The sequence below is a fragment of the Culturomica sp. genome, assembly GCF_003524185.1.
Lineage (GTDB): Bacteria > Bacteroidota > Bacteroidia > Bacteroidales > Marinifilaceae > Culturomica > Culturomica massiliensis.
On sequence record NZ_DOED01000008.1, the window covers coordinates 50,186 to 74,757 of the forward strand.

Consider the following 24,572-nt stretch of genomic DNA (forward strand, 5'->3'; position numbering starts at 1 on the left):
GTTTTGAAGATCAGAAACGGTTTAGCCACGGACGGACGACCTGCCACAGTACGATGCCTACACTGACGGAAATGTTGAATGAATGTTTTGTCCCGAATTGGGGAATTTCGATGCAACCGGCAGAATGATCGATGACTTCCTGTTGTACCCCTTTCACTTCATTGCCGAAAACCAGTGCGTATTTTCCATCGGTGGGAAGTGTTACCTTTTCCAGTGACAGGCTGTTCTCGGCCTGTTCTACCGAGAACACTTTATAGCCGTCGGCCTCTAAACGATGGATGACAGGTAATGTATCTTTACTGTATTCCCATGCCACCGATTCTTCTGCTCCTAAAGCTGTTTTATGGATTTCCCGGTTGGGCGGGGTGGCTGTTATGCCGCAAAGGTATATTTTAGAGAGCCGGAACGCATCTGACGTCCGGAATACGGAACCGACATTATTCAGACTGCGGATATTGTCCAGAACGATAACGATGGGCAGTTTTTCTACCGACTTAAATTCTTCGGTGCTGATCCGGTGAAGTTCTTCGTTTTGTAATTTTCTGTTTTCCATCGATTGTAATGAATTTTAAATTATTGGGTAAACTGATTTGTTGACAGATTCATTCAATCAAAAATCAACCGACGGCTTCTCCTATTAAAGTCGCCGAAGTACAGTCTTTCACCTTTACCTGGATAAGATCGCCGGCTTTGGCTGTTTTGCAAGGGAATACGATCACTTTGTTCTGACTGCTGCGCCCGAACATTTCGTCCGGACTTTTTTTCGAAATCCCTTCTACCAGTACTTCGAACGTTTTTCCGATATCCCGGCGGTTACTTTCCAGAGACCAGCCTGTTTGCAGATCGATCAATTGCTGGAGGCGTCTCCCTTTGGTTTCTTCATCGACATTATCAGGTAAACGTTTGGAAGCCATTGTGCCGGGACGCTCGGAATATTTAAACATATAAGCCAGATCGAATCCGACTTGTTGCATCAGTTCCAGTGTCTGCTGAAAATCTGCTTCACTTTCGTTATGGAAACCGACAAATACGTCTGTCGAGATGCCGCATTCGGGGATGATACGGCGGATGGCGGCAATCCGGTCCAAATACCATTCACGGGTGTATTTCCGGTTCATGTCTTTGAGTACCGAATTACTTCCCGATTGTACGGGTAGGTGGATGGCTTTGCATATATTCGGGTAACGGGCGATGGTTTCCAGTGTGGCATCGCTCATATCTTTAGGGTGGGAGGTAGCAAACCGGATCCGCATTTGAGGCACGGTACGGGCTACCGTTTCCAGTAGTGCCGGAAAATTTATGTCGGAGGTTTCGTCTTTGTAATGGTAGGAGTTGACGTTCTGTCCCAATAGGGTCACTTCTTTGAATCCGCGTCTCTGCAGGTCGATCACTTCCGCTACGATACTGTGCGGACTGCGGCTGCGCTCGCGTCCCCGCGTGTACGGTACGATGCAGTAGGTACAGAAGTTGTTGCATCCGCGCATGATGGATACAAAACCTGAAATCGTCGTTTCGTCGATACGGGAAGGGCAAATGTCTTTGTACGTTTCGGTTTCCGAAAGCTCGATGTTGATAGCCTTTTCTCCTTTGGCGGCCTTTTCAATCAATAAAGGCAGGTCCATGTAAGCGTCGGGTCCGACGACGATATTGACATTTTTTTCCTGTTCGAATAGATTTTCTCCCAGACGTTCTGCCATACACCCCATAATTCCTACGAGTAGATGGGGATTCCTTTTGCGGATTTCAGAAAACCCTTGTACGCGTCCCCGTACCCGTTGTTCTGCATTTTCGCGGACAGAGCAGGTATTTACCAGAATGATATCCGCTTCGTTTTTATCTTTGGTGTGTTCAAAGCCTTTAGCTGTTAAAATGGCTGCGACAACTTCACTATCAGCCACATTCATTTGGCAGCCGTAGGTTTCGATATAGAATTTTTTACCCATAAAAAAATATTACTTTTGAAGGTACAAAAGTAATATTTTCAAAGGGATATCTTTTATAAAAAGCGTAAAGATTCGCAGACTTTTAAACAGCTAATTTATTTTTGATTTTAGATTTACGATTTTTGATTCTGTCACACTTGGATGAAAAATTACATATTTATGTATGGAATTTGAAATCTCTTTAATTGTTGACTTGGTGTGTTTAATCAAAAATCGTAAATCTAAAATTATTTTAGAATCTTACTCCCACCGTAATCCGTGCCTGGTGTTCGTGGTATTTGTTGGATACGGGCTCTGCCATTACCGTATGAATGAGGTTGTCGATCTGGGTTTCCGTGTAATAGAAGATGGTTTCGTCTTTTGCAAACCGGTAGCTGTATGCGGCGTCACAATAGAACTGACCGAAGTTCAGACCGATACCGCCTGAAACCGTTTGGATTTTATCACCGCCCGGAATAGAATTTACAAAACTGTATTCTTTGCGTTTGTACGGACTTCCCATATAATTATAGCCGGCCCGCAAGCTGAATTGGCTGTTAAAACGGTATTCGGCTCCGACCCGGAAATTATGAGCTGCCGTATAGGTACTCTTGATTGCGGCGTTGGTTTCGTCGTAAAAACGGCTGTAGGGGCCTGCTGTGTATTTGGCCGAACCGTAATCCACATATTCGTAGTCTGCGCTGATGATCGCTTTTTGGTTCAATACCGTTGCAATACTTAAGATGGCCCGCCAGGGGGTTCTCATATCGAAATCGTATTTGTCGTAGTATCCCTGGGATTGGCTGATTTGTGATTCCCGCCCGGTATTCGGGTCTTCGGGAGTCCAGTAGTAAGCGTCAATATATGTTTCCCGGCGATAATTCATGTTATACCACGTGGGCGTATGAATAGCGGCACCGATACGGAGTTCCGGAATCGGACGGTAAATGGCTCCGAATTTCAGGTTGGTACCTACACCGTTGATCCGGACATTTTCAAAGAAGTCGTATGAATCAAAGCCGGACGGGGCATTTTCTTCACCGAGTTCAGTGTATTGGCTGCGGGTTTTGAAATAGGTCGTTTGCAAGCCGATGGTCATTCCCAAATACAGTTTGTCCTTGTAGTTCGTGCCGAAAGAAAAAGCATACTCACCCTGATATCCGTCTTCTTTGAGCAATTTGTATTGATTGACTAATTCCCCTTCTCCGACGGCCGGAGAATAGTACAATTGGTCATTCGGATTGATCAGGAATGTTTCGTACGCCTGTCCCAGTGTAAACGGATTCAGATCTTTCGGCTGGATATTGTCCGCCTGTAGAGCATAGGCATTGAGCTGGGAAGTTGAGGAATTGAGTACGGCGATATCCATCTGGCGGTTGTAGTTGCTCAAATTGGTATAATTGATACCGAAATTAAAACCCCGCCAATTGAAGTCGGGCGTATACAGAGAGAAAACTGCCCCCAGCGTTCCCATCTGGAAAGAAGTCTTATTGGCTGTACGGTTTCCCGATTTGATATCGTTGAAATTCAGTAAGGGGGTAAAGGCAGCCTCCGATTTCCGGAAAACACCGATTCCGGCAGGATTGGTACTTAAAGTCGAGAGGTCGCCTCCCAAGGCTCCGAATGCACCTCCCATGGCAGCCGAACGGGCCGTCCCTGTGGTTGTAAATCTGGAGAAACGCAGGATTTCTTCATAATTTTGGGCCGATGCTATGGTTCCCATAGTCAACAGTGCCGAAAGAATATATAATTTTTTCATTGGGTTCAGTTTTTAGTATAAAACGAAGTTTTTGCATTTTATCTTCTTCCGCCTGTTCGGGTAGAGCTACCACCGGAGCGGGTGGTTCCGGACGACCGTGTCGTACCTGTGGAACGCGACGGAGAATAACTGCTTCCGCCCGACCTTGTGTTGTTGTACGAAGGCCGTGTCGTATTGTTTCTGTTGTAATTATACGAATTGCTTCCCGGTCGTGTTGCCGGACGGGTATAACGGTTTGACTGACCGGATGTAGACGGCCGTGTCGTTGCCGGCCGTGTCGTTGCCGGCCGTGTCGTTGCCGGCCGTGTTGTCGTACCGGGTCTTACGCTGGTTCCCGGCCGGGTCATTCCCGGTCGCGTTGTGGTTCCCGGTCTTGTGCTTGTTCCTGGTCTTGTTGTTGTACCCGGTCGGGTTGTCGTTCCCGGTCTTACGCTGGTACCTGGCCGCGTTGTCGTACCCGGCTTTGTCGTTACTCCCGGTCGCGTTGTCGTACCCGGCCTTACGTTGGTGCCGGGGCGGGTGCCATAACCCGGTCGCGTATTGTTTCCCGGTCGCGTAGCATAGCCCGGACGGGTGCCGATTCCCGGACGCAGGTTGTTATCCGGTCGTACAGGTGCGGGTCTGTTATGAGAGGGGGGGTAATGTCCGCCGCCCCAGATAGGCGGATAAGGATAGTGGTGATGCCAATGCGGATAATATCCACCCGGATACCAGGGATCGTACCAGCCGCCCCATCCGTACCAACCGTTATACCAGGGTCTGTACCAGGGATCGTACCATCCGTTGTTCCAACCGAATCCGAAACTCCAACCCGGATTTCCCCAACCCAGATTGAAACTCCAGTTGAATTGTCTGTCAAAAACAAAACTGTCATAACCCGGTTGATTCCAGGCAATCGTCCAGATGTATTTGGGGTAGGATCCGAAAAGGAAGGTCGAATAAAGTTCTATATTTGAAGAGGACGGAAACCACCAGTAACGGTTGTTGTCTGTATAAACATTCCAGTCCGGACTTACGGAAAGACTGAGAGCGATGTCTGTACCGTTGGCAATATAGCCGAATCCTTGGGGATATTGGGCTATAATCCGGGCTGCCTCACGCAAATCCGACTCACTGCCTTTAAAGCCACCGATCCAGTAACCGGTATTTTCATAGATCGTTTCGTTGATATCATTCGCAGATGACAATTGTGATTCTGCCTGATAAGCCAGATCTGCCGTATTGACTTGTTCTACGGTACCTTTGCGGCGGTTGATGACAGATGCCGTACTGCCTGTCCAATCTGATTCCGGTTGAGTGTAAGATGTCGTACCGGCTGATTTTGTCATGTCGATATGCTGTCCCGTTTCGGTTTCTACTTCCTTAACGATAAGCGGTTTTGCTCCAGGTACATAGTAGATGTCGTCTTCCATACTGCTGCTAAGGCTGCGGCTCGAATAGCAGGAGGTAAGGAGAAACACTGAAGCTATAATATATACTATCGATTTCATAAGATAATGATTTACTTGTTTATTAAATTACTATCAAAAAGTATACCATAAATTTTGGAATTCCGGGGTTATATACTGTATTTAACATGATTCCTCCGTTGTGTGGTATCTTTATCTGTTTACGGAATAAAAATACTCTTTTTCGGGTTATATATCTTAGTTTTTTGCTTAAATTTGCGACGTTTTACCAAAAAATAAGAAGATGGCCAAGTTTTTAACATCAAGAAGTGAAGATTATTCTCAATGGTATAATGAGTTGGTAACCAAGGCAGGATTGGCGGAACCGGCAGCCGTAAGAGGTTGTATGGTGATCAAACCGTACGGATATGCCATTTGGGAAAAGATGCAACGTCAATTGGATCAAATGTTTAAGGACACCGGACACGTAAATGCTTATTTTCCCTTATTGATACCGAAATCTTTCTTTTCAAAAGAAGCTGACCATGTTGAAGGATTTGCGAAAGAATGTGCTGTTGTGACCCATTATCGTTTGAAGAATGATCCCAACGGCAACGGAGTTATCGTCGATCCGGAGGCTAAACTGGAAGAAGAGTATATTATCCGTCCCACATCCGAGACGATTATATGGAATACATATAAAAACTGGATACAATCTTACCGGGATCTTCCGATATTGTGTAATCAGTGGGCGAATGTTATGCGTTGGGAAATGCGTACCCGTATGTTTCTGCGTACGGCTGAATTTCTTTGGCAGGAGGGACATACTGCTCACGCCACTAAGGATGAAGCGGTAGCTGAGGCCAACCAGATGGTGCGCGTATATGCCGAGTTTGCAGAAAAATGGATGGCTGTCCCTGTAATTATGGGTTCCAAGAGTGAAAGTGAGCGGTTTGCCGGAGCTTTGGATACATACACGATAGAAGCTTTAATGCAGGACGGTAAAGCATTGCAGGCAGGTACATCTCATTTCCTGGGACAGAATTTTGCCAAAGCTTTCGACGTGATGTTTACCAATCAGGCAGGTGAACGGGATTATGTATGGGCGACTTCCTGGGGGGTTTCAACGCGTCTGATGGGAGCTTTGATCATGGCACATTCCGATGACAACGGGTTGGTATTGCCTCCGAAGTTGGCTCCTTTGCAGGTCGTGATTGTGCCGATATATAAAAATCCGGAAGGACTTCAACAGATTCGTGATAAGGTAAGCGGTGTCGTAGAAGCATTGAAGGCAAAAGGAATTACCGTAAAATTCGACGATCGTGATACCCAGAAACCGGGCTGGAAATTTGCTGATTACGAACTCAAGGGAGTACCGGTACGTTTGGCGATAGGAGAACGTGATCTGGCAAACGATACAGTTGAGGTGGCCCGTCGCGATACCCTTGCTAAAGAAACGGTACCGATGGCCGGAGTGGTAGAATATATCGGGAAATTACTTGAAGACATTCAGGAAAATATTTATAAAAAGGCTCTCGGTTTCAGAAACAATATGATCACAAAAGTGGATTCTTACGACGAATTCAGGCAACTGGTCGAAACGAAGGGTGGTTTCTTCCTGTGTCATTGGGATGGAACGGCGGAAACCGAAGAAAAGATCAAGACGGATACCAAAGCGACGATTCGTTGTATCCCGTTTGATAGTCCGGAAGAAGAGGGAAAATGTATGGTAACCGGTAAACCTTCGCATCGTCGGGTGCTGATAGCAAAAGCTTATTGACCGGGCTACCGGGATCAGGCTGCCCCCAAAGGCCGTATCGGGTAATTTTCAGGCGGGAGAATGTGCTGTCGGCAGACAGGGATGTTTCCCGTACCGGGAAATCGAAGGTCGGTTTTTGGGGTAGTTTTTGTAAAATATATTGGTTGTGGATAATAAATCGGGTTTTGGTAAGGTTTTGGTTGCGTGGTATGAGGAGAACCGCAGGGAATTACCGTGGCGGGATACGAATGACCCTTATCTGATATGGATATCCGAAATTATTTTACAGCAAACCCGGGTAGTGCAGGGCTTGGATTATTTCAATCGTTTTGCCGCCCGATTCCCGGATGTCCGTTCACTGGCAGAGGCAAAGGAAGACGAGGTACTGAAGTATTGGCAGGGTTTGGGGTATTATAGTCGTGCCCGTAATTTACATGCTGCCGCCCGGGATATTATGCAACGTTTTTCCGGGTTGTTTCCTGTCCGTTATGAGGACGTTTTGTCATTGAAAGGGATCGGCGGGTATACGGCTGCCGCTATCTGTTCTTTTGCCTGGAATCAGCCTTATGCTGTTGTTGACGGAAATGTCTACCGGGTGTTATCGCGGGTATTCGGGATAGATATACCGATAGATAGTACGGAGGGAAAGAAGTTTTTTACCGCTTTGGCGCAGGAGTTGTTATTGGTTTCCTGCCCGGGAGTTTATAATCAGGCTATTATGGATTTCGGTGCTATCCAGTGTGTTCCCAAGTCTCCGGCCTGCCTGTTTTGCCCTTTGCGCGAAAAATGTGTGGCCTTTGTTCGGGGGGAAGTAGAAAATTTGCCCGTAAAAGCCGGAAAAACCCTTGTAAAGCCCCGTTATTTCAATTATTTTCACATCCATTACCGGGATAATGTCCTGTTGGTGCAACGACGTGCCAAAGATATATGGCAAAATCTGTATGAATATCCTTTAATTGAGACAGAGAAGGATATGGAGTGGCCTGAATTGATCCGGACAGACGAATACCGGCATCTTTGGGAAGGGGCCGGAGAAATACACGTCGTACGCAGAGCGGGACCTTATAAACATGTCCTTTCTCATCGCATTATTTATGCCCGTTTTTATGAGATTCGGATAAACGTACTTTCTGCCGGTTTGACAAATTGTTTGCAGGTATCCGCCGATGATTTTGAAAAATATGCCGTTTCCCGTTTGATCAGTCTCTATCTGGAAGACAGGAACAGATGAAATTTTCTTTTTATTGTTGTTTTTCGAGATATTCGGCCCAGATACGGGCAGCTTCCTCTACCAATTTTATGCAAGGACGTTTGGTGTAATACCGGGAAGTCCGTGCTTCCGGCAGGGGATCTGTATGTGCAATTTCTTTCAATCCGAGTAGTTCACTGCAATTCAGTGCTCCGTTTCTTTTTTTGAATTCTTCAGCTAATTCCTGTACCAGACGATAGTTTGCCGCTTTACCTTCCCGGTCTGACGGATCGGCCGTACCCGTTTGTAATCCGGCTAAAATGAACATGCCGCAGGCAGCTCCGCAGGTTTGGCGCATACGGCCGATACCTCCTCCGAAGGAAGCCGACATTTTCAGGGCCTGTTCGGGTGTATATCCGTAGAGGTCGGCAAATGCCGCACATACCGATTGTGAGCAATTAAAGCCCTGCTTGAATAATCCGACAGCCTTTTGAATCCTTTCTTCCATGACGATGACATTTGTATGAATGGTAACAAATGTATTATAATTTTGCGGTATAGAGAAAAAGGACAATCTTTTACTTTGTCCTTTTTCTGGTGAAATGATATTTATTTGCTTTTGATAAAATCGACGATTATTTTTTCCAGACTTTTATTGAGAGGGGCGTCGGGATTGTTGTATACTGCCGATATTTGAAAGATCTGGTCCTGAGAGTCACAGTCTTTCAATACATGTGTCATACCGGGAATGATGTATTTTTGTGCTTTCGGATAAGCATTGGCCAGTAATTCGACTTCTTCCGTAGGGCATTGCAGGTCGTTGGTCCCTGATATGAGTAGTACCGGTATATGCAGTTGCCTGATGTCTTGCGCCGGATCGTATTTAAACCAGGAGATCAGATAGGGCTGGACAGACGGCCGGAACAATGTATAGAGCAGGGGAGAAACATGACCAACTGTATCTCCTTTTTCGAGTTTCTCCAGTATCGGATTGCACATATCCAGAATCTGTTGCGGTTGTTTGGCGAGTTGTTTGCGGAGAATCTGAGAAGCCGGTCTTCCGGCGCCTGCCAGAGAAATAACTTTGCCGATCTCCGGGTTACTGCCTGCCGCTAAAATACCGATTTGAGAGCCTTCGCTGTGTCCGGCAACGATGACTTGGTTGAAACGCTTGTCTTTTTTCAGGTAACTGACCCAATCGTTGACGTCGTTCACGTAGTCTTCAAAGCGCAGGTTTTTTTCCTGCAATCCGGCATTGCTGCTTTTGGCAATTCCTCTTTTATCGAAACGTAATGAGGCGATGCCGTTGGTACGTAACATCTCCGCCAGCATTTTCAAAGCATTGTTTTTCATCATCGGGTTGTTGCCGTCCCGGTCGGTCGGCCCTGAGCCGGCAATAAGCAATACAACCGGACTGTTTGAGGTGTTTTCAGGTACCGATAATGTCCCGTACAGGTCTCCTGTTGCGGTTTTCATGACGACTTCCGACTCTTGTCCGTATGACGACTGCGACATCAGACCCCATAGACATAGTGGCAGGCATAACGGTCCTACTAATAGATATAAAATAATCTTTTTCATAGTGTTATGGGTTTAAACGTTTATTTTGTAAAGAAAGCTGATCAGGTATACGGCCAGAATATCCCCGCCGATTATCGAAACGGCGTAAGCGATGCCCAGACGTGCACCTTTCAGGTTACAGGTTACTTTCAGGGCCTTGAACATCCATATCAGTGTCCAGACGATAAAGACAGTCGAAATAAGGGCCAGAAATGCTCCTGTCATGATTTCCGGGCTATTGAGCCATTCTATCGTTATGTCTTGAGGGGTTGCATGGATTAATGTCTGTAGCGGTTTACAAAAGCATAGCAGCGCTGTTGCGATTAAAGGCAGCTGTGCGAAAGCCGTGGTACCGAGGACATCGACGATGCGGATTCGGGAACGCGACAGAAGCAGACCTGAGGTGTAGAAGAGGAGTGCCGGTATCAGCCAGATAATCAGATGTTCGCCCAAAAATGTTGTAAATGTATTACTCGGAGCCCATCCCATGTGTAACAATCCTTGAAAATGTAATCCTGTGATCCACGATAGGACTATTGTAATGCATACCCCTGCAAATCCGTAAATCAGGGCCGGTATACCCGCTATTTGTATAAACGGATTCAGTATTTTTTTCCAAAATGAAATTTGCGTGTCCATGGCTTGTAAGTTAAGGTAGTTTTTCAATAAGATCGTCCAGTAGATTACGGACGGTCGGGTAACTTAAATTCATCTTTTTGGCCATTTCTTTGAGACTTCCTCCCGCCTTGACAAAGTCGATTACAAAAGTCTGCTCCTTTTCACTTAATTGTGCCAAAGGTGAAAGATCGAAGGTTCCGCAAATTTCCGTGCCGCATTGGGTACAAAACAATCGCCCGACTTTCAGAGGTGTTTCACAGGCCGGACAATGTAAGGGTAATTTTTTCTTTATATCCATAATTGCATTGTTTGCTTGTAGCAAATATAAATAATGTTTTATAATATTCAAATTATATTGAATAATATTTAATTCAACATCAATAATATTGATGTATTTAAATGTTTTTATTCCCGTGTGTTATCAAGTGTTTAGGCGATGTATCTTTTTATATTCGGAGGGAGATATTTTCATGTATTTTATGAAAGCTCTGCGGAATGTGCAGGTGGAATTGAAACCGGAGCGTTCCGCAATGTCTGTAATTTCAGTTTGCGGTTCCGTTTCGAGAAGGTGTTTACTTTCTTGCACTCGGAATTGGTTTACGTAGTCGGAAAAAGACACGCCGAGTTCTTTGTTAAATAATTGAGATAAGTAAGTTCTGCTGATTGGAAATTTTCGTTGTAGATCCGATAGACGTAAATCTCTGTATAAATAAGGTTTTTCTGTTTGAAACCATTGGTTAATGGCTTGTAAATAATTTGTTTTTGCCTGGTCATATATCCAGTCTTTTTCCGGAATGTTTTCTTCGGAAGGGGTTTTCCAGCCGGCAGCAAATGAAATTTTCCAAGGGATTTCTTTTAGAAACAGAGCTTTATAGAAAAAATAATACCAGAGAATGAGAATGAATACTTTGTTGATTACATATAAGATCGTGTTATGGGTGACTAATAGTATAAAGTAAAATATATATAATGCGGATAGTACAATCATTATTCTTTTCAGCCAATAAAGGTCATAATCATCCGGATTGGATACATTTTCTTTAAGAAGTTGGGTATACTCGTTATTGTAGCGGAAAGTCAGATAGGCCGGAATGATCATATACAGCATGTTGCACAGGAGTAGTGTAATGCGAAAGATAATATCGATATCGGAAAGTGATAAAAGGTCTTGCATGCCGTGATAAACTGTCACTTCCTGTTTGAAAATGTAATAGCTTCCGAAAAGAAGGGTGAAGCCGATAGCCGGAGATATAAAAAAACAAAAACGTTTGAATGTCAGATATCCCGGACGTAATATTTCGATGATATAACAGGTCGTCGTTGCCATGACATAACTTCCCGTGATAAGTACGATCGGTTGAAATAGTGCTGTGTTATCTAGAAATGGATTGATTATGAGGCGTATACTGATAAGTAGTGCCCAAAATAACATACTTAGTCCTAAAATAAATTTGGCTTTGCTGTGTTGTGGGTGTGCTATAAGGGTTATTCCTCCAAAAATACACAAGCTTAGGATCATCAGGCTTAAAATCAACTGAATATTTTTTAACATGGTAAATAAAGTTTTTCGATTATAAATCAAGATCTTAAAGAAAGGTGTTGCAATATATGCTCTTTTTGTATTTTTTGATCGGCTCTTTTTGTATGATTTGCGCCCTTTTTTGTGCAAAATGAGCTCTTGTGCGCATGATCCCTCTCTTATTTTTGCTCTGTAGTTTTGGTGCGACAAATATAAAAAATGTAGAACTTAAAATGTAAAAAGATGAAAAAAACATGTTTACAATTTGTTTCAATGAAACGAATATTATCGGTTATCGGAATAACCTTTATCAGTTTATCGGTTTTTTCACAGGAATCCTTTTGCGGTTTGTCCTGGGGGATCAAAAGTGGTGTGAATTGGAGCAATATTTTGACGGAATCAAGTATATTTGATAGCGATAAGGATGAAATTTCGCCGAAGTGGGGATATGTCGGAGGCGGTTTTATCGATTATCGATTTACACGTACTTTTTCCTTGTCTTGTGATGTTTTGTTTTCATGTAAAGGAGCCAAAATGGATTTTTCTTCCGAACAAAGTGGACGATTGTTTTCGGATTTGTATTTTCGGCTGAATTATTTGGATTTTCCAGTAATGGCTAATTTCCATATTTATAAGGGATTGGCTTTGAAAATCGGATTACAACCCTCTTTTTTACTTTCAGCTAAAATGAAAAGTACAGCAATGAAACATCCGGTGTCTGTCCGGAAAAAAATAAATGCTTTCGATTGTTCCATGCCGATAGGTGTGGCTTATGCTTTTGATTGCGGATTGCTTTTCGATGTGCGGTATGCTTTGGGTGCCCGGGGTATATTGAAAACGTTGAGTAATGACGATCTTAATAATAATTCTGTTTTTTCCTTTACTGCCGGTTTTAGGTTCTGAAAAAAACTTTAATCATAAAACGAAGGATGAAAAAATTTAAATTAAGTATATTTTGGCTGGTTTGTTTGGTCATTTGTATCGTAGTAGCAGTTATTTATGGCTGGATAGACTATCGTTTTAAAGATGTGCAGGTTTCCGGGGTTATTAAAAATCTCGAGGATGGGCAACTGTTGTTGTACGGAGAACACGACGGAAAAGTGGATACGATTCAGTTGGACAAAGAAGGTTCATTTGTTTGTCATTTTTCTGAAAAGGAGATTCCCGGTGTTTATGTGTTGTGTATTCCGCAAACTTCAACCACGGTTTTTTTATATTTACGTGCAGGAGCTCGTGTACGGGTTTCATATGATGCGCTGCAATCGGACCTGACTCCGGTAATCACTGGAAATGTTACTGTAGAAAGTGAGATTATACGTAAAATTAATGAAGAATTCCTTGAAATGGAATTGGAACAGGTTGCTCAGAAAACTTTTTCGGAATATTCAGGGGAAATATATGATCGATACGATGGAGTCGTGAAGTTGTTGGATAAGGTGAAGGACCGGAAATTCGTAGCCATGGTTTTGAAAGAACTGAAGGCCCGGCGGGATTATTGTTTGTATTATTATAGAGTGGCTTATAAATTATGTATTTCGTTGGAAAGCGATGTTCAGGAGGAAGCTTTTTGGGAATTTGTCCGAAATCTGGATTTGAATAATATTGAGAATGCAAAGAGTGATTTGCTTAGTCTCGTTATTGCTTGGGATATGCAGACTGCGAAAATAGAAAGATCTGCCATCAATTGCTTGTGTGAATTGAAAAGACGGGTATCAAATCAGGAAGTTTTGAATTATATGTCTGAACAATACATGGTTTCTGCTTTATGTAATGAAACTTCTTCGGATGAATTAACAATGGTGTATGACTTCTTTGTTCAATTATGTGACGATTGTGATATTTTATGTAAGGTGGAGAAAGAATATGAGGCTGTCAAAAGGGCTTTAACAAGGTTTGCACCGGGAAAAGAAATGATTGATTTGGAAATGTTTGACAGAGATGGTAACAGTGTACATCTTGCCGATGTGAAAGGTGATCTCGTTTATGTGGATATATGGGCGTCGTGGTGTGGATCTTGTTGTTATGAAATGGCTTTTCTTGAAAAACTGGTGGAAAGATATAAGGATTCTCTTCATTTGGAGGTTGTCAGTCTTTCAATCGATAAGAATGAAAAAGCCTGGCTGGCAAGAGCACCGGAAGATCGTCCCGGCTGGAAGCAATATCAGGCTACGGAGCTTTCACAAAGAATTCTTGAAGAAGAGTATCATATTACAGCAATACCTCGTTTTATGCTGCTGGACAGAAATGGAAAAATTATTGATGCTCATGCTCCTAGACCTTCTGACGATATAATTCACCAATTGATACATCGTTTTTTAACTTCTCGGGCTATGGTACAAGGGAACTTTTCCCTTGTACTGGATAATACTTATTGATTTTTCGTTTTCAGTATCGGAAGAAAGAGTTTTGAAAAAGCGGATGGGGGAGAGTAAAAAATATATTTTGTTTTTGTAAGGCTGGAGAAGATATAAATCGTTTTATTATTAATTTGTAAATTTGTTATGTGGGGACGGCGGTTTGTGGAGACAGATGTACATCCGAATGTCATAAAAAAGTGAAGATGGATGGAAAGTACAGAGGTAATATTTGAAACAGAGCGATGGAAAATTTGAATTTTTATATTTTGACGGGAGGCCCCGGGAGCGGGAAATCGACAGTGTTGAATTTATTGTTTTCAATGGGATATCCTGTTGTTCCGGAAGTCGGAAGAAAGATTATCCAGGAACAGGTTTCCATAAAGGGAAATGCACTCCCCTGGGGCGATACATGTCGTTATGCAGAACTGATGTTGTTGCAGTCGGTACTTGATTTCGGGAAGTTTGCGTCTTTGAATATACCTCGTTTTTTTGACCGGGGTATACCTGATACCTTGGGATATTGTCGTTTTGCCCGTATTCCGGTCAGAAAAAAGTTGGAATCTGCTGTCCGGAATTATCGGTATAATCCGGTGGTTTTTGTATTTCCGCCCTGGGAGACTATTTATACCCGAGATTCGGAAAGGAAACAAAGTTTTCAGGAAGCCCGGGATACTTGTCGTACTATCCGGGAAGTATATGAAGAGAACGGCTATCGGACTGTTGCCGTTCCCTTTTTGCCGCCGGAAGAACGTGCTGTGTGGATTTTAAATTATTTGAATCTTCCATCGGTTTGTGCTTCGCGGCTTTATTGAGTTCCGGAAAACACAGAGGAAATGCCCTCTGTGTTTTGGTATAGAAATAGAACGTTTTAGCGGTTTCGGAGGTGCTGTTATTCGCTTTTCAGTGCATTTACAGGATTGGCGGTAGCCGCCCGCCAGGTCAATGCACTGACGCATAGCAAAGCAATTACAACCATAATAACAAAGGCCAGGGCAAATATCCACCAGCTTAATTCTGTTTTGTATGCGAAATTATCCAGCCAGATTTGAATGACATAATAGACAATAGGGCATATCAAAATAAAGGCGATCAATAAACGTTTTATAAAATCCTTATTTAATAAGACCAGCATTTGCATTTCTGTTGCACCCATTACTTTTCTGACTCCGATACTCTTTGTTTTTTGCTCGATAAAAAAGACAACGAAAGCCAGTAATCCCAGGCACGCGATCACAATCGACAATCCTGTAAATATCAGCAGGCGGCGTGCGAACAGGTCTTCATCTCCATAGAGTTGCGTGTAGTCGTTTTCCATAAAACTATACTGATAGAAAGTCTGGGGATACAGTTCTTTGTAGCATTTCTCGATATAGGCCAATGCTTCCTGCCGCTTTTCCGGGACAATCCGAATGTATACATCCGCCATGCCTTGAAAATCGTTTAAGTAGCCGAAACACAAAGGTGTGATTTTTTGATGCATCGATTTAAAATTGAAATCTTTCACGACACCGGTTTGCTGTTCTGTTAAATAAGTGTGATCAGGTGATTTTGACGCGATTTCTTTTGCCATTTGCTGATTCATCAGAAAACGGCCTTTGTTGTTTCCTCCTTCACGGTAGGCTTCGCCTTCTACCAGTTGCAATTCCATGACATCCATAAAATATTCATCGACCCAAATGATATGTCCCCCCATATTTTCATCCAGTCCCGGAATTTTTAAATAGCTTCCCCGTTCATTGATATCGTAAATGCGTGATTTTGCTGCCGTCGCATTTACGATGGCGGGATTTTGTAAAAGAAGTTCCCGGAATTCCGGAAATTTTTTCATCAACACCGACTCCCCATGTCCGTTTACCATAACTACATTTTTCGGATTATATCCCGGATTCCGCTGTTTCATGAAATTTACCTGTTTGAAAATCAGGAGTGTGGAAATAATCAATCCCATGGAGACGGCAAATTGCAGTATCATCAGACTTCCTTTTACCCGTTGTAAGGCAATACTTTCATTTCGTTGTGAATTTAAAGAATCCAGACGGTTCATACGCGTCAGGTAGAAAGCCGGATACAATCCGGACAACACTCCGCATAGCAAAGGAATACCGGCCAATAGAATCATTCCGTTCCAGATATCTATTTCTAAGTTAAATCCGTATCCCAGCCATTGCGATAAGGAGGGGAATACCAGCAGAGCTACGATCCAGGCTCCGAACATGGCTAAAAAGCAGGTAAATACGGAATCCATAACGATCGATCCGATCAGCATACCGCGGTTGGCTCCCAGGGTACGTTTTACTCCGATCACCCTTGTTTTATCTGCCAAACGGGCGGTTGCCATGTTTACGTAATTGATGATGCTTACAATCAATACCAATATGGCTATCAGAATTAAAATATTGATATTGGAGCGATTACCGTGAGTGGAAAAATCGACCGCAGGCGTAAAGTAAAGTTCCTTATAATCCTGCAATTGCAGGTAGGGGAGGTTTTCTTTTATGTTCTCCGGTTCATATCCGAAACTTTCCATTTTCCGGGTATATAATTTCCGGAATTTCCCAAGTAATGCCTCCCGGTCTGTTCCCGGGAGTAATTCCAGGAAGGTTTCCCAGTTTGCAGACCGCCACGAATCGCTATATCCTTCCTGCCAATTCTTATCCACATAGTGCAGGTTAACCAATATTTCCGGTTTTCTCAGAGCCGGATTTACAATGTCTTTGAAAACGGCCGAAACGGTACAATGAAATTGCCCTCCCATTACCAGTTGCTTACCGATGGGATTTGCATCTCCGAATAATTTCCGGGCCATTTTTTCACTTACCATTACCTGGTCGGTTGTTGCAATCCCATTGGGTTCTCCCTGTAGAATCTGTAAGGAAAAAAATCTGGGATAACAGCTATCTCCCAATACGACCGGTTCTTCCGTGTAAAGTTCCTCCACTCCTTGCTGAGGTGGAATGTAAAGGGCTATGCCCATCATCATCATCCGGCAGTATTCTTTTATTTCCGGAAAGCTACCCGCCAGCCAACCTCCGTAAGCCCCCGGAGTGATCCCCCAATCGGCAGTCTTTACCCGTACAATATTTGCCCGGTTTTTTACATTTTCATCATGATTTAATTCTGCATGTACGTAGGTGTATAAAATGATTATGGCAGTGAAGGCCAATGTCATACCGATACAATTGACTAAAAAAGAAAAAGGCTTATTGCGTTTACTTCGTATCCATTCTCTGAACTGTGACCACATTATGTTGTATTTTTTGAGTTTATTTATTCTTGTTTTCAAAAAATATGCCAACACAATAATAACTTGAATGTCTGTAGTTTAGGTGTAAATAATGGGATGCAGCTGTCAAAAAAATAGACAACAGTGTCAAAAAATTAAACGATTAGCCGGAGAATAGCCCCATACGGCGATTATAGTTTTTGCTGACGCAACCATATTTTTATCAGCAGGCTTTGCGGCAATAGTTTTGAAACGATGTGAAAGAGTTTGGTAAAAGAGCCGTAGATCGACATGTCTTTTCGTTTTTTAGCATCTTTCAGGGCTTTGTGAGCGACTTTGCCGGCTGTTACCATGCCGGCGAAGTACCGGGTTGCTTTCGGGGCTCCGATTTGTGCTTTTTCCAATAAGGGGGTGTTTATCCATCCGGGACAGACTGCGGTGACGGTAATGGCTTTTTCTTTGAGTTCTATATTCAAAGCCCGGGAATAATTTCTTACAAAGGCTTTTGTCGAACTGTATATATTTTGATACGGAAGCGGCAGAAAAGCGGCTGCGGAAGCTATATTGAGGATATGACCGCCTGCTTTTATGTAGGGAATGCACACCAATCCCATAGCGACGACAGCACTGCAGTTCAAATCAATCATATTTACAGATTCTTCAATGCTCAAATCGTTGTATGAGCAGAATTTTGCAAAACCGGCATTGTTGATCAGAAATAAAATATCCGGATCATGTTCTTTTAAATAGAAAGAAAAGTCTTCTATGGCTTTTATGTTTGACAGGTCCGTCGGGAAAATTTTTATTTTTTCTCCGCAATCCGTCTGTAGCCGGATCAGTTTTTCTTCATTTTTGGCGATGGCCCATATTTCGTCTATGTTTTCTTCTCTGAGGAGCAGTTTTACGAATTCTTTGCCTAAGCCTCCGCTTGCTCCTGTGACAATTGCTATTTTTTTTCCCGGTCCGTTCATCGGTTTTACATTAGATTATGATTTGATACGTATTCGTTTCGTATCTGTTTAAGTTGGAAAAAACCGTATATCATAATTGATAAATCAAATATAGATAAAAATCGGGAATGCCGGGGGACTGGGCGAATATGTTGCCGATAAATTACCGGGGAAGGGGATGAATAAAAATGAACCGGGCTCCCCGGGTGTAGGTGGTGTCGAGTTTGACTTCTCCTTGAAGTGCTTGCGCAATCAGGCGGCAAATGTGTAAGCCCAGACCATTACCTTGGGAAAAAGAATTCAGTTTCTCGAAACGATTGAATATTTGTTCGGCTTTGTCAGAAGGAATACCCGGTCCGCTATCACTGATGGCAAAGATTACCTGCTGTTCCTGTTCATTGATGGTGTATGTCAGGTTGATTTCTCCCTGTTCGGTATATTTGACAGCATTGTTCAGAAAATTCAGAAGGATTTGCTGTACACGCATGCTATCCGTTACAAGGGTATAAGTATCTTCCCGGGTTGCGGTAAATGTCATTTTAACTCCGGGTTTTACCTTATCTTTTGTACTGTCGACAACTGTCTGACAGAGTTCATTTATTTTATAGGCAGATTTGACGATTTTTAGTTTACCCGATTCCATGGCGGATAGTTCCAGTAAATCGTTGACTAGTTTGAGTAATAACTCACTGCTGTTTAAAATCAGGTTGGAATAAGTTTTCAGTTCACTGTTTATGTTTTGAGCCTCGGAAGCTATCAGTTGTGAAAATCCGACTATCGAATTGAGAGGGGTGCGTATTTCGTGGCTCATATTCTGAATAAAGACGGTTTTTATCCGGTCGGAAGCTTCTGCCTGGTCACGGGCCTGTACTAGTTTTTCCTGGGTTTCCAGCAAGGTCATTTTTTCTTTTTTAAGTGCTTGTTCCGACTGTTTCAGACGTTTTACAAGACGCCGGCTGTGTAAGTGGAAAATGAGTATCAGAATCAATAATACGGTCAGCAGGGATACAATATATCCCATAAGAGATTTGGTATTATGTTCTGCTTCGAGTTCGGTTTCTCTGTTGCGTTGGTTTAAGCTTTCTACATCATTGAGGATCTGAAGTTCTTTGTATTTTTCCAGATTCCGGGTTTGATTGAGCTGATGCAGGACGGTGATATATTCTTTCAGGGCCTTTAATTCCTTGTCTTTTTCTCCTAAAGCCTGTGCAATCTCTATCTGATAACGCAATAATATATGATTCGGAACCTGACGTTGAAGAGGGGGCTTTTGCCACAGGCTGTCCAGAAATACCGAAGCTTTCTCATATTGATTTTTGGCCATGTGATAATAGAGATGAGGCTTGGGGTCGAGTCGGGTAAAATGCCAGTAGACGTCCTCGCTTAAGGAGCACATCTGTTGTAAATGGGCATAGCAGGAATCGACTTCTGCAGCAGACAGACCGGGGTAGTTGTTGAGCATACGACGGTAAATGGCGTAATAGGACGTATAGTAATTCCGGTATATACGGCCCTGTTTGCGGTAGTAGCGTTCGAGATCGTGTATGTATTCCAGTAATTTTTTATCCGTTTCTATGGCTTTTTTATATTCTTCACTGAAGGTGTAAAGAATACTCAATTGGGTAAGAACCGAAGCTCTTAAATAGTAGTTTTCAGGAGGAAGCTGGCTCGTCAGCTTTTGCTGTTCTTCCAGGTATTGAGTGTAAATGTCGCTTTGTATGGAATACCCCAGACAAATACACAATGTACGTAATTTTAAAATCCGGTCGTAGATATCGATTTCTTTGTTCGCATCCGCTTTGTATTCTTTTAATAATTGCTTCAGATGTTCGGCTTTCTCTTCTTCGGAGGCATTTCGGCTGTATATGCTTTCCCATTGTCCTTTCAGGAATACGATCAGGCCTTTGCTGCCTGCTGTCGGTGTGAGTTTCTCTGCTAAGGAGATGTAGTATTTTATAGAATCGAGCTTATTTCTGTTGCCTAGTTCCAGTAAAGCTTCTATTTGTACTTTTTCATCATTGACTTTACAGGCTTCCGAATAAAGTTGAAGGTAATATTTCAGGCGTTCGTTTTTGTTGGAATTGTCCGCCAAATGACGCAATAGGGTATAACGTTCGGTTTGGCGGGTGGTATGGGAAAGCAATCGGGCCAGACTGTCCTGTATATGATGGGATCTCGTATTACCAATTACCGGAACGACAATACACAAACATAGAAATAATATTGCACACAGACGCAAGAAAGCTGTCATATCCAATTTTCTTATTATACAAAGATAATAAAAATATATATATATTATAATATATGTTTTTCAGTTGAAAAATCCTACTGTATGCCGGTTTGTTTGGATGAAATTTATGGACTTTAAATTTTGCATTTTGATTTTTTAATCTACTCAAATAAAGATTATTGCGATATTCGAATAGAACAACTGATAATAACGGTGTGTTTATAAAAATATTTTCAATATTCGGGTGCGATTTGTGACTATGGCATTGATATTATTTCTACCTTTGTGGTGCAATGAAAAAGTATTTGACAGGCATATTGTTCGGTTTGTTTTTCTTGTTCGGTTTGTGTGAAATAACCGGGTATGGAAATCAGATAAATTCACTGGAGGATTTTGTGTCTGTTCAGGAATCCGGAACAGGGGTAAATGCAGTTACTGCATGTGCCGACGGAAGGGAATTCGACGTATTTTATCTGTATCTGGGAGAGATTCCGGCAACTATTGTCGTTACTTCGAGGGGAGGAAATTTTTTTCGTACATTGCGATTTCAATCTACCATTCGTGTACTTTCTGCAATAGATATTCCATTAGTGGAAAAGAATTCCAAAGGAGAATATTTTCATTTTAGTTTTGGGAGGACGTCCTACCGGTATTTTGTATATACCTTGCGGCGTTTGTTGATTTAGCCTGTATTTATTTTCGAAGGATATATACCGGGGATAGGTATGTCCGCAATTCACTTTACACTGTTTATAACTTTCAGTAAGCCGGGGAAATTTCCGGTTTTCTGTCGGGTGTTTTCAGTTGTCGGGAAGAAACTGATATCCATTTCTGACGGAGAGCTTACAGCTTGAGCGGATGAAATGTATTTCCCGGCATAAAATCAATTTGAACGAATTATTTATTTTTAAAATTATTGGGCTATGTCAAGTTTATTATTGTATACATTGGGGATGATGGGATTGACTTTTTTCATCGGTTTTTTTGTTGCAGCAATCATTAAAACAATTGCTAATTGGGCTGATTTTTTGGATTATTATCATTTTTACCGGAAGAAAATACTGAAGGTAAGAAATATCCGGACGGAGGAGCCGGCGGTAATGGTGGAAGGGCCTGCACGGAAAGAAAGGATGCACGAGGATATCTATCGGAAGTTGCGGCATAAGGCAAATGAAATATGGAACGGTTTCAGGTTACATAAGAAAATAGCTATCTGATTTCTTTAATCCTACAGGTTACTTTTGCTATGGAAAATATTGATTTTTATAGTTTGTTCCAGGGAGTCGGTACGATGGCCGCCGGCGGATGGTTGCTGGCTGTGACACGTATTGCTTTGGTTATTCTGGGTTGTGCAGTGATTTATTTAGGTTGGAAAGGTGTACTCGAGCCCATGATTATGATTCCGATGGGATTGGGTATGATTGCTATCAATTGCGGTACATTGATGATGCCGGAAGGCGGATTGGGAAATCTGTTTCTGGATCCCTTGGCCAGCGATACGGATGAGTTGATGAATATTATGCAAATCGATTTTTTACAGCCGATTTATACCTTGTCGTTCAGTAACGGGTTGATCGCCTGTTTTGTGTTTATGGGGATCGGTACGTTGCTGGATGTCGGTTATCTGCTCCAACGTCCCTTTGCCAGTATTTTATTGGCTTTATGTGCCGAATTGGGAACTTTTCTCACATTGCCTATTGCTTCGGCTATGGGACTGACATTGAAGGAAGGGGCTTCTGTGGCAATGGTCGGAGGTGCAGATGGTCCGATGGTATTGTTTACTTCTTTGGTATTGGCGAAGCATTTATTTGTGCCGATAACGGTTGTCGCTTATCTGTATTTAGGGTTGACTTACGGAGGATACCCCTATTTGGTGAAATTGTTGGTACCCAAGCGTTTCAGAGCCATAAAAATAGAAGAAAAGAAAGTTCCTAAGAACTATGCCCCCAAAGTCAAGTTGGCTTTTGCCGTCATTTTATGTGCTGTATTGTGCTTTTTGTTCCCTGTGGCTTCTCCTTTGTTTTTGTCATTGTTTATAGGGGTGGCAGTCCGGGAATGTAAAGAGAGTATGAAGCATGTGTATGAATTTATGAGCGGTCCGTTATTGTATGGCTCTACGTTTATGCTGGGATTGTTGTTGGGGGTATTGTGCGATGCTCATTTGCTGATGAGTCCTGTTATCTTGAAACTGTTGATTTTGAGTGTTGTAGCCTTATTGTTATCCGGAATAGGAGGAATTATCGGAGGGTATATCATGTATTTCCTGAAAAAAGGAAATTACAATCCGGTTATCGGTATTGCCGCAGTAAGTTGTGTTCCGACAACGGCAAAGGTGGCTCAAAAGCTGGTAAGTAAGGATAATCCTGATTCTTTTGTACTTGGACACGCTTTGGGCGCCAATATATCCGGGGTCATTACTTCGGCTATTATTGCCGGAATTTATACGACGATTATTCCGTTGCTATAATATTTTGCCACTTATGTGGCAAAATATTATATACCCGTTTATTCGTCCGGACAGCTTTCGGATTAGCCGGTTTTTAAAAACATAACCAAAAAATTCCGGAAACGGACGTAACGGAAATATTTTTCCCGGATACAGGTTATAAAAAGCTTCCGTTTTTGAGCCGACGGTAAAAGGTGGGCTCTCCACACAATAGCATTGAGTGTGGTACGGAAGTATTTGTCTATAATTTTCCGGACAGGTATGGGTTGTGTTTGTTGCAGCCGTTTGATTTCTTTCATGACGGTCAGGTATCCGGCTATATTTTCATTGGAGAAATTCCGGGTCATGATCGATCCTTCTCTTAGTCTGCGTCGGGAAAATATTTGCGGAATGTAACCGACCCGGGCGGCGTAGAGGTATAGTTGAAAGCAAAACAGTTCGTCTTCGTGGATGATTCCGGGGTAGAACGACAATCGGTATTGCCGGAGAAAGGCCGTGCGTATCAGGTTAAGCCATACCGGTGTCCGGAATGTGTGTGTATCTAATTGATGGTCGAACCATTCAATTCCTTTTTTGACTCCTTTTTCGGCTTTATGGATGTAATTCTGGGCATGGTAGTTGCCTGTGTTGATTGTTTGTGCGTCGAAAAATACAAAATCGAGATTCTGCTCTATGCATTGCCGGTAACACTGTTCCAAGGCATTTTTTTCGAGCAGGTCGTCACTGTCCAGGAAGTATATAAATTCACCTTTGATATATTCAAGCCCTTTGTTGCGGGCAGCCGATACGCCTTGATTCGTTTGAGTATAGATCCGGATGCGGGGGTCGGTATTTGCCAGTTCACGGATGATGAAAGGACTGCGATCGGTCGAACCGTCGTCGATGACAATGATTTCGATGTCCCGGAGGGTTTGTTCTCTGGCGCTTTCAATGGCTTCACCGACATAGGCTTCGGTATTGTATACCGGGATGACGACACTGATTTTCGGGATATTCATAGATCAGGGTATAAACAATTATCGTACAGGTTTTATCCATGTTTTTTGTTCGAAATCGTATTGTCTGACAATACGTCCCGGATTGCCGGCGCAAACGGAATAAGGAGGGACATTGCACGTAACGACTGAACCTGCAGCAACGACTGCGTGTTTGCCTATCGTTATTCCGGCCAGGATAACGGCATTAGCGCCGATCCATACATCGTCCTCTATGGTGACGGGGATCGTCGTAACGCCTTGTTTACTGATCGGTTGTGTGATGTCCCGGTAATTGTGATTAAGACCTGAGATAACGATGTTTTGAGCCAGATTTACCTGGTTCCCGATAGTGACAGGTCCGATAACAGTATTGGATAAGCCGATCCGGCTGTGGTTTCCGATGATTACGGCACCGACCATATTGTTTATTGTCGAGAAACTCTCGATAACAGAATAAGCACCGAGCTGGAAGGCATTGAACGGGACGAGGTCTTTACGGACATTACCGCAGATAATGCTTCCTTTCGAACGTTTCAGATAGAACGGTTGTAACAGGCGTAACCAGCGGCGGGGGCGCGTTTTTACCGGATGTACGAGCAGGTGAAGTACCTGTTGCTTTAGGCGGGGATTATGCCCGAGTTTTTTTTTGAGTTTGGCTAGCATGGTCTTGTTTTT

Annotated in this window: 21 protein-coding genes and 1 pseudogene; 8 read left to right on the forward strand and 14 right to left on the reverse strand. The window is 42.9% G+C overall.

Annotated features, from left to right (window positions below):
• Positions 1-10: 10 nt before the first annotated feature.
• From DD657_RS03115 to DD657_RS03130, 4 genes are all read right to left on the reverse strand, one after another.
• Complete coding sequence (locus DD657_RS03115; protein ID WP_068689719.1) at positions 11-553, reverse strand: RNA methyltransferase; 543 nt, start codon at positions 551-553, stop codon at positions 11-13.
• Between the two features lie 64 nt (positions 554-617).
• Positions 618-1,943 carry a tRNA (N6-isopentenyl adenosine(37)-C2)-methylthiotransferase MiaB gene (gene miaB / locus DD657_RS03120; protein ID WP_287048447.1) on the reverse strand — a complete coding sequence of 442 codons (1,326 nt, stop codon included), beginning with the start codon at positions 1,941-1,943 and terminating at the stop codon, positions 618-620.
• 232 nt (positions 1,944-2,175) lie between these two features.
• Positions 2,176-3,681, reverse strand: a complete 1,506-nt coding sequence (locus DD657_RS03125; RefSeq protein WP_068689716.1) for an OmpP1/FadL family transporter — start codon at positions 3,679-3,681, stop codon at positions 2,176-2,178.
• 38 nt (positions 3,682-3,719) lie between these two features.
• Complete coding sequence (locus DD657_RS03130) at positions 3,720-5,171, reverse strand: hypothetical protein (protein WP_287048450.1); 1,452 nt, start codon at positions 5,169-5,171, stop codon at positions 3,720-3,722.
• A gap of 202 nt (positions 5,172-5,373) precedes the next feature.
• On the opposite strand from DD657_RS03130, the gene proS reads away from it, so the two are divergent.
• Both proS and mutY read left to right on the forward strand, forming a co-directional pair.
• On the forward strand, positions 5,374-6,849 hold the full coding sequence (gene proS / locus DD657_RS03135) for a proline--tRNA ligase (protein ID WP_068689709.1): 1,476 nt from the start codon (positions 5,374-5,376) through the stop codon (positions 6,847-6,849).
• A 136-nt stretch (positions 6,850-6,985) separates the two neighbouring features.
• On the forward strand, positions 6,986-8,059 hold the full coding sequence (mutY, locus tag DD657_RS03140) for an A/G-specific adenine glycosylase (RefSeq protein ID WP_437124778.1): 1,074 nt from the start codon (positions 6,986-6,988) through the stop codon (positions 8,057-8,059).
• Between the two features lie 10 nt (positions 8,060-8,069).
• On the opposite strand, the gene DD657_RS03145 is transcribed toward mutY, so the two are convergent.
• The 5 genes from DD657_RS03145 to DD657_RS03165 all read right to left on the reverse strand — a co-directional run bounded on the left by DD657_RS03145 (position 8,070) and on the right by DD657_RS03165 (position 11,747).
• Positions 8,070-8,525 carry a C-GCAxxG-C-C family protein gene (locus tag DD657_RS03145; RefSeq protein WP_068689705.1) on the reverse strand — a complete coding sequence of 152 codons (456 nt, stop codon included), beginning with the start codon at positions 8,523-8,525 and terminating at the stop codon, positions 8,070-8,072.
• Between the two features lie 101 nt (positions 8,526-8,626).
• Positions 8,627-9,598, reverse strand: a complete 972-nt coding sequence (locus tag DD657_RS03150) for an alpha/beta hydrolase (RefSeq protein WP_287048454.1) — start codon at positions 9,596-9,598, stop codon at positions 8,627-8,629.
• 12 nt (positions 9,599-9,610) lie between these two features.
• On the reverse strand, positions 9,611-10,216 hold the full coding sequence (locus DD657_RS03155) for a YIP1 family protein (protein ID WP_068689701.1): 606 nt from the start codon (positions 10,214-10,216) through the stop codon (positions 9,611-9,613).
• A gap of 10 nt (positions 10,217-10,226) precedes the next feature.
• On the reverse strand, positions 10,227-10,493 hold the full coding sequence (locus tag DD657_RS03160) for a DUF2089 family protein (RefSeq protein ID WP_392389376.1): 267 nt from the start codon (positions 10,491-10,493) through the stop codon (positions 10,227-10,229).
• Positions 10,494-10,616: 123 nt separating this feature from the next.
• Complete coding sequence (locus DD657_RS03165) at positions 10,617-11,747, reverse strand: AraC family transcriptional regulator (RefSeq protein WP_021988957.1); 1,131 nt, start codon at positions 11,745-11,747, stop codon at positions 10,617-10,619.
• Positions 11,748-11,957: 210 nt separating this feature from the next.
• Here DD657_RS03165 and DD657_RS03170 point away from each other — a divergent pair, with 210 nt between their 5' ends.
• The 3 genes from DD657_RS03170 to DD657_RS03180 all read left to right on the forward strand — a co-directional run bounded on the left by DD657_RS03170 (position 11,958) and on the right by DD657_RS03180 (position 14,883).
• Complete coding sequence (locus DD657_RS03170) at positions 11,958-12,617, forward strand: porin family protein (RefSeq protein ID WP_021988956.1); 660 nt, start codon at positions 11,958-11,960, stop codon at positions 12,615-12,617.
• A gap of 26 nt (positions 12,618-12,643) precedes the next feature.
• Positions 12,644-14,089: a TlpA disulfide reductase family protein gene (locus tag DD657_RS03175; protein ID WP_021988955.1), complete on the forward strand. Its 1,446-nt coding sequence runs from the start codon at positions 12,644-12,646 to the stop codon at positions 14,087-14,089.
• A gap of 224 nt (positions 14,090-14,313) precedes the next feature.
• Positions 14,314-14,883, forward strand: a complete 570-nt coding sequence (locus DD657_RS03180; RefSeq protein WP_021988954.1) for an AAA family ATPase — start codon at positions 14,314-14,316, stop codon at positions 14,881-14,883.
• 77 nt (positions 14,884-14,960) lie between these two features.
• Here the strand turns inward: DD657_RS03180 and DD657_RS03185 are convergent, their stop codons facing one another.
• The 3 genes from DD657_RS03185 to DD657_RS03195 form a co-directional block, all read right to left on the reverse strand.
• Positions 14,961-17,315, reverse strand: coding sequence for an ABC transporter permease (locus tag DD657_RS03185; RefSeq protein ID WP_287048460.1), 2,355 nt, complete (start codon positions 17,313-17,315; stop codon positions 14,961-14,963).
• Positions 17,316-17,485: 170 nt separating this feature from the next.
• The gene (locus tag DD657_RS03190; protein ID WP_068689694.1) at positions 17,486-18,265 is read right to left on the reverse strand and encodes an SDR family NAD(P)-dependent oxidoreductase; all 780 of its coding nucleotides are present in this window, start codon (positions 18,263-18,265) and stop codon (positions 17,486-17,488) included.
• Between the two features lie 142 nt (positions 18,266-18,407).
• The gene (locus DD657_RS03195; RefSeq protein ID WP_021988951.1) at positions 18,408-20,495 is read right to left on the reverse strand and encodes a sensor histidine kinase; all 2,088 of its coding nucleotides are present in this window, start codon (positions 20,493-20,495) and stop codon (positions 18,408-18,410) included.
• Between the two features lie 272 nt (positions 20,496-20,767).
• Here DD657_RS03195 and DD657_RS03200 point away from each other — a divergent pair, with 272 nt between their 5' ends.
• The 3 genes and pseudogenes from DD657_RS03200 (at position 20,768) to DD657_RS03210 (ending at position 22,941) form a co-directional block, all read left to right on the forward strand.
• Positions 20,768-21,160, forward strand: coding sequence for a DUF8440 family protein (locus DD657_RS03200; RefSeq protein ID WP_068689692.1), 393 nt, complete (start codon positions 20,768-20,770; stop codon positions 21,158-21,160).
• Positions 21,161-21,397: 237 nt separating this feature from the next.
• Positions 21,398-21,509 (forward strand): annotated as a pseudogene (locus tag DD657_RS15210) (LapA family protein); the annotation flags it as partial.
• A gap of 211 nt (positions 21,510-21,720) precedes the next feature.
• On the forward strand, positions 21,721-22,941 hold the full coding sequence (locus DD657_RS03210; protein ID WP_021988948.1) for a sodium ion-translocating decarboxylase subunit beta: 1,221 nt from the start codon (positions 21,721-21,723) through the stop codon (positions 22,939-22,941).
• Between the two features lie 62 nt (positions 22,942-23,003).
• Here the strand turns inward: DD657_RS03210 and DD657_RS03215 are convergent, their stop codons facing one another.
• Positions 23,004-23,918, reverse strand: coding sequence for a glycosyltransferase family 2 protein (locus DD657_RS03215; protein ID WP_287048464.1), 915 nt, complete (start codon positions 23,916-23,918; stop codon positions 23,004-23,006).
• Positions 23,919-23,936: 18 nt separating this feature from the next.
• Entirely contained in the window at positions 23,937-24,560 is a 624-nt protein-coding gene (locus tag DD657_RS03220) for an acyltransferase (RefSeq protein WP_287048466.1), read from the reverse strand.
• Positions 24,561-24,572: the final 12 nt, after the last annotated feature.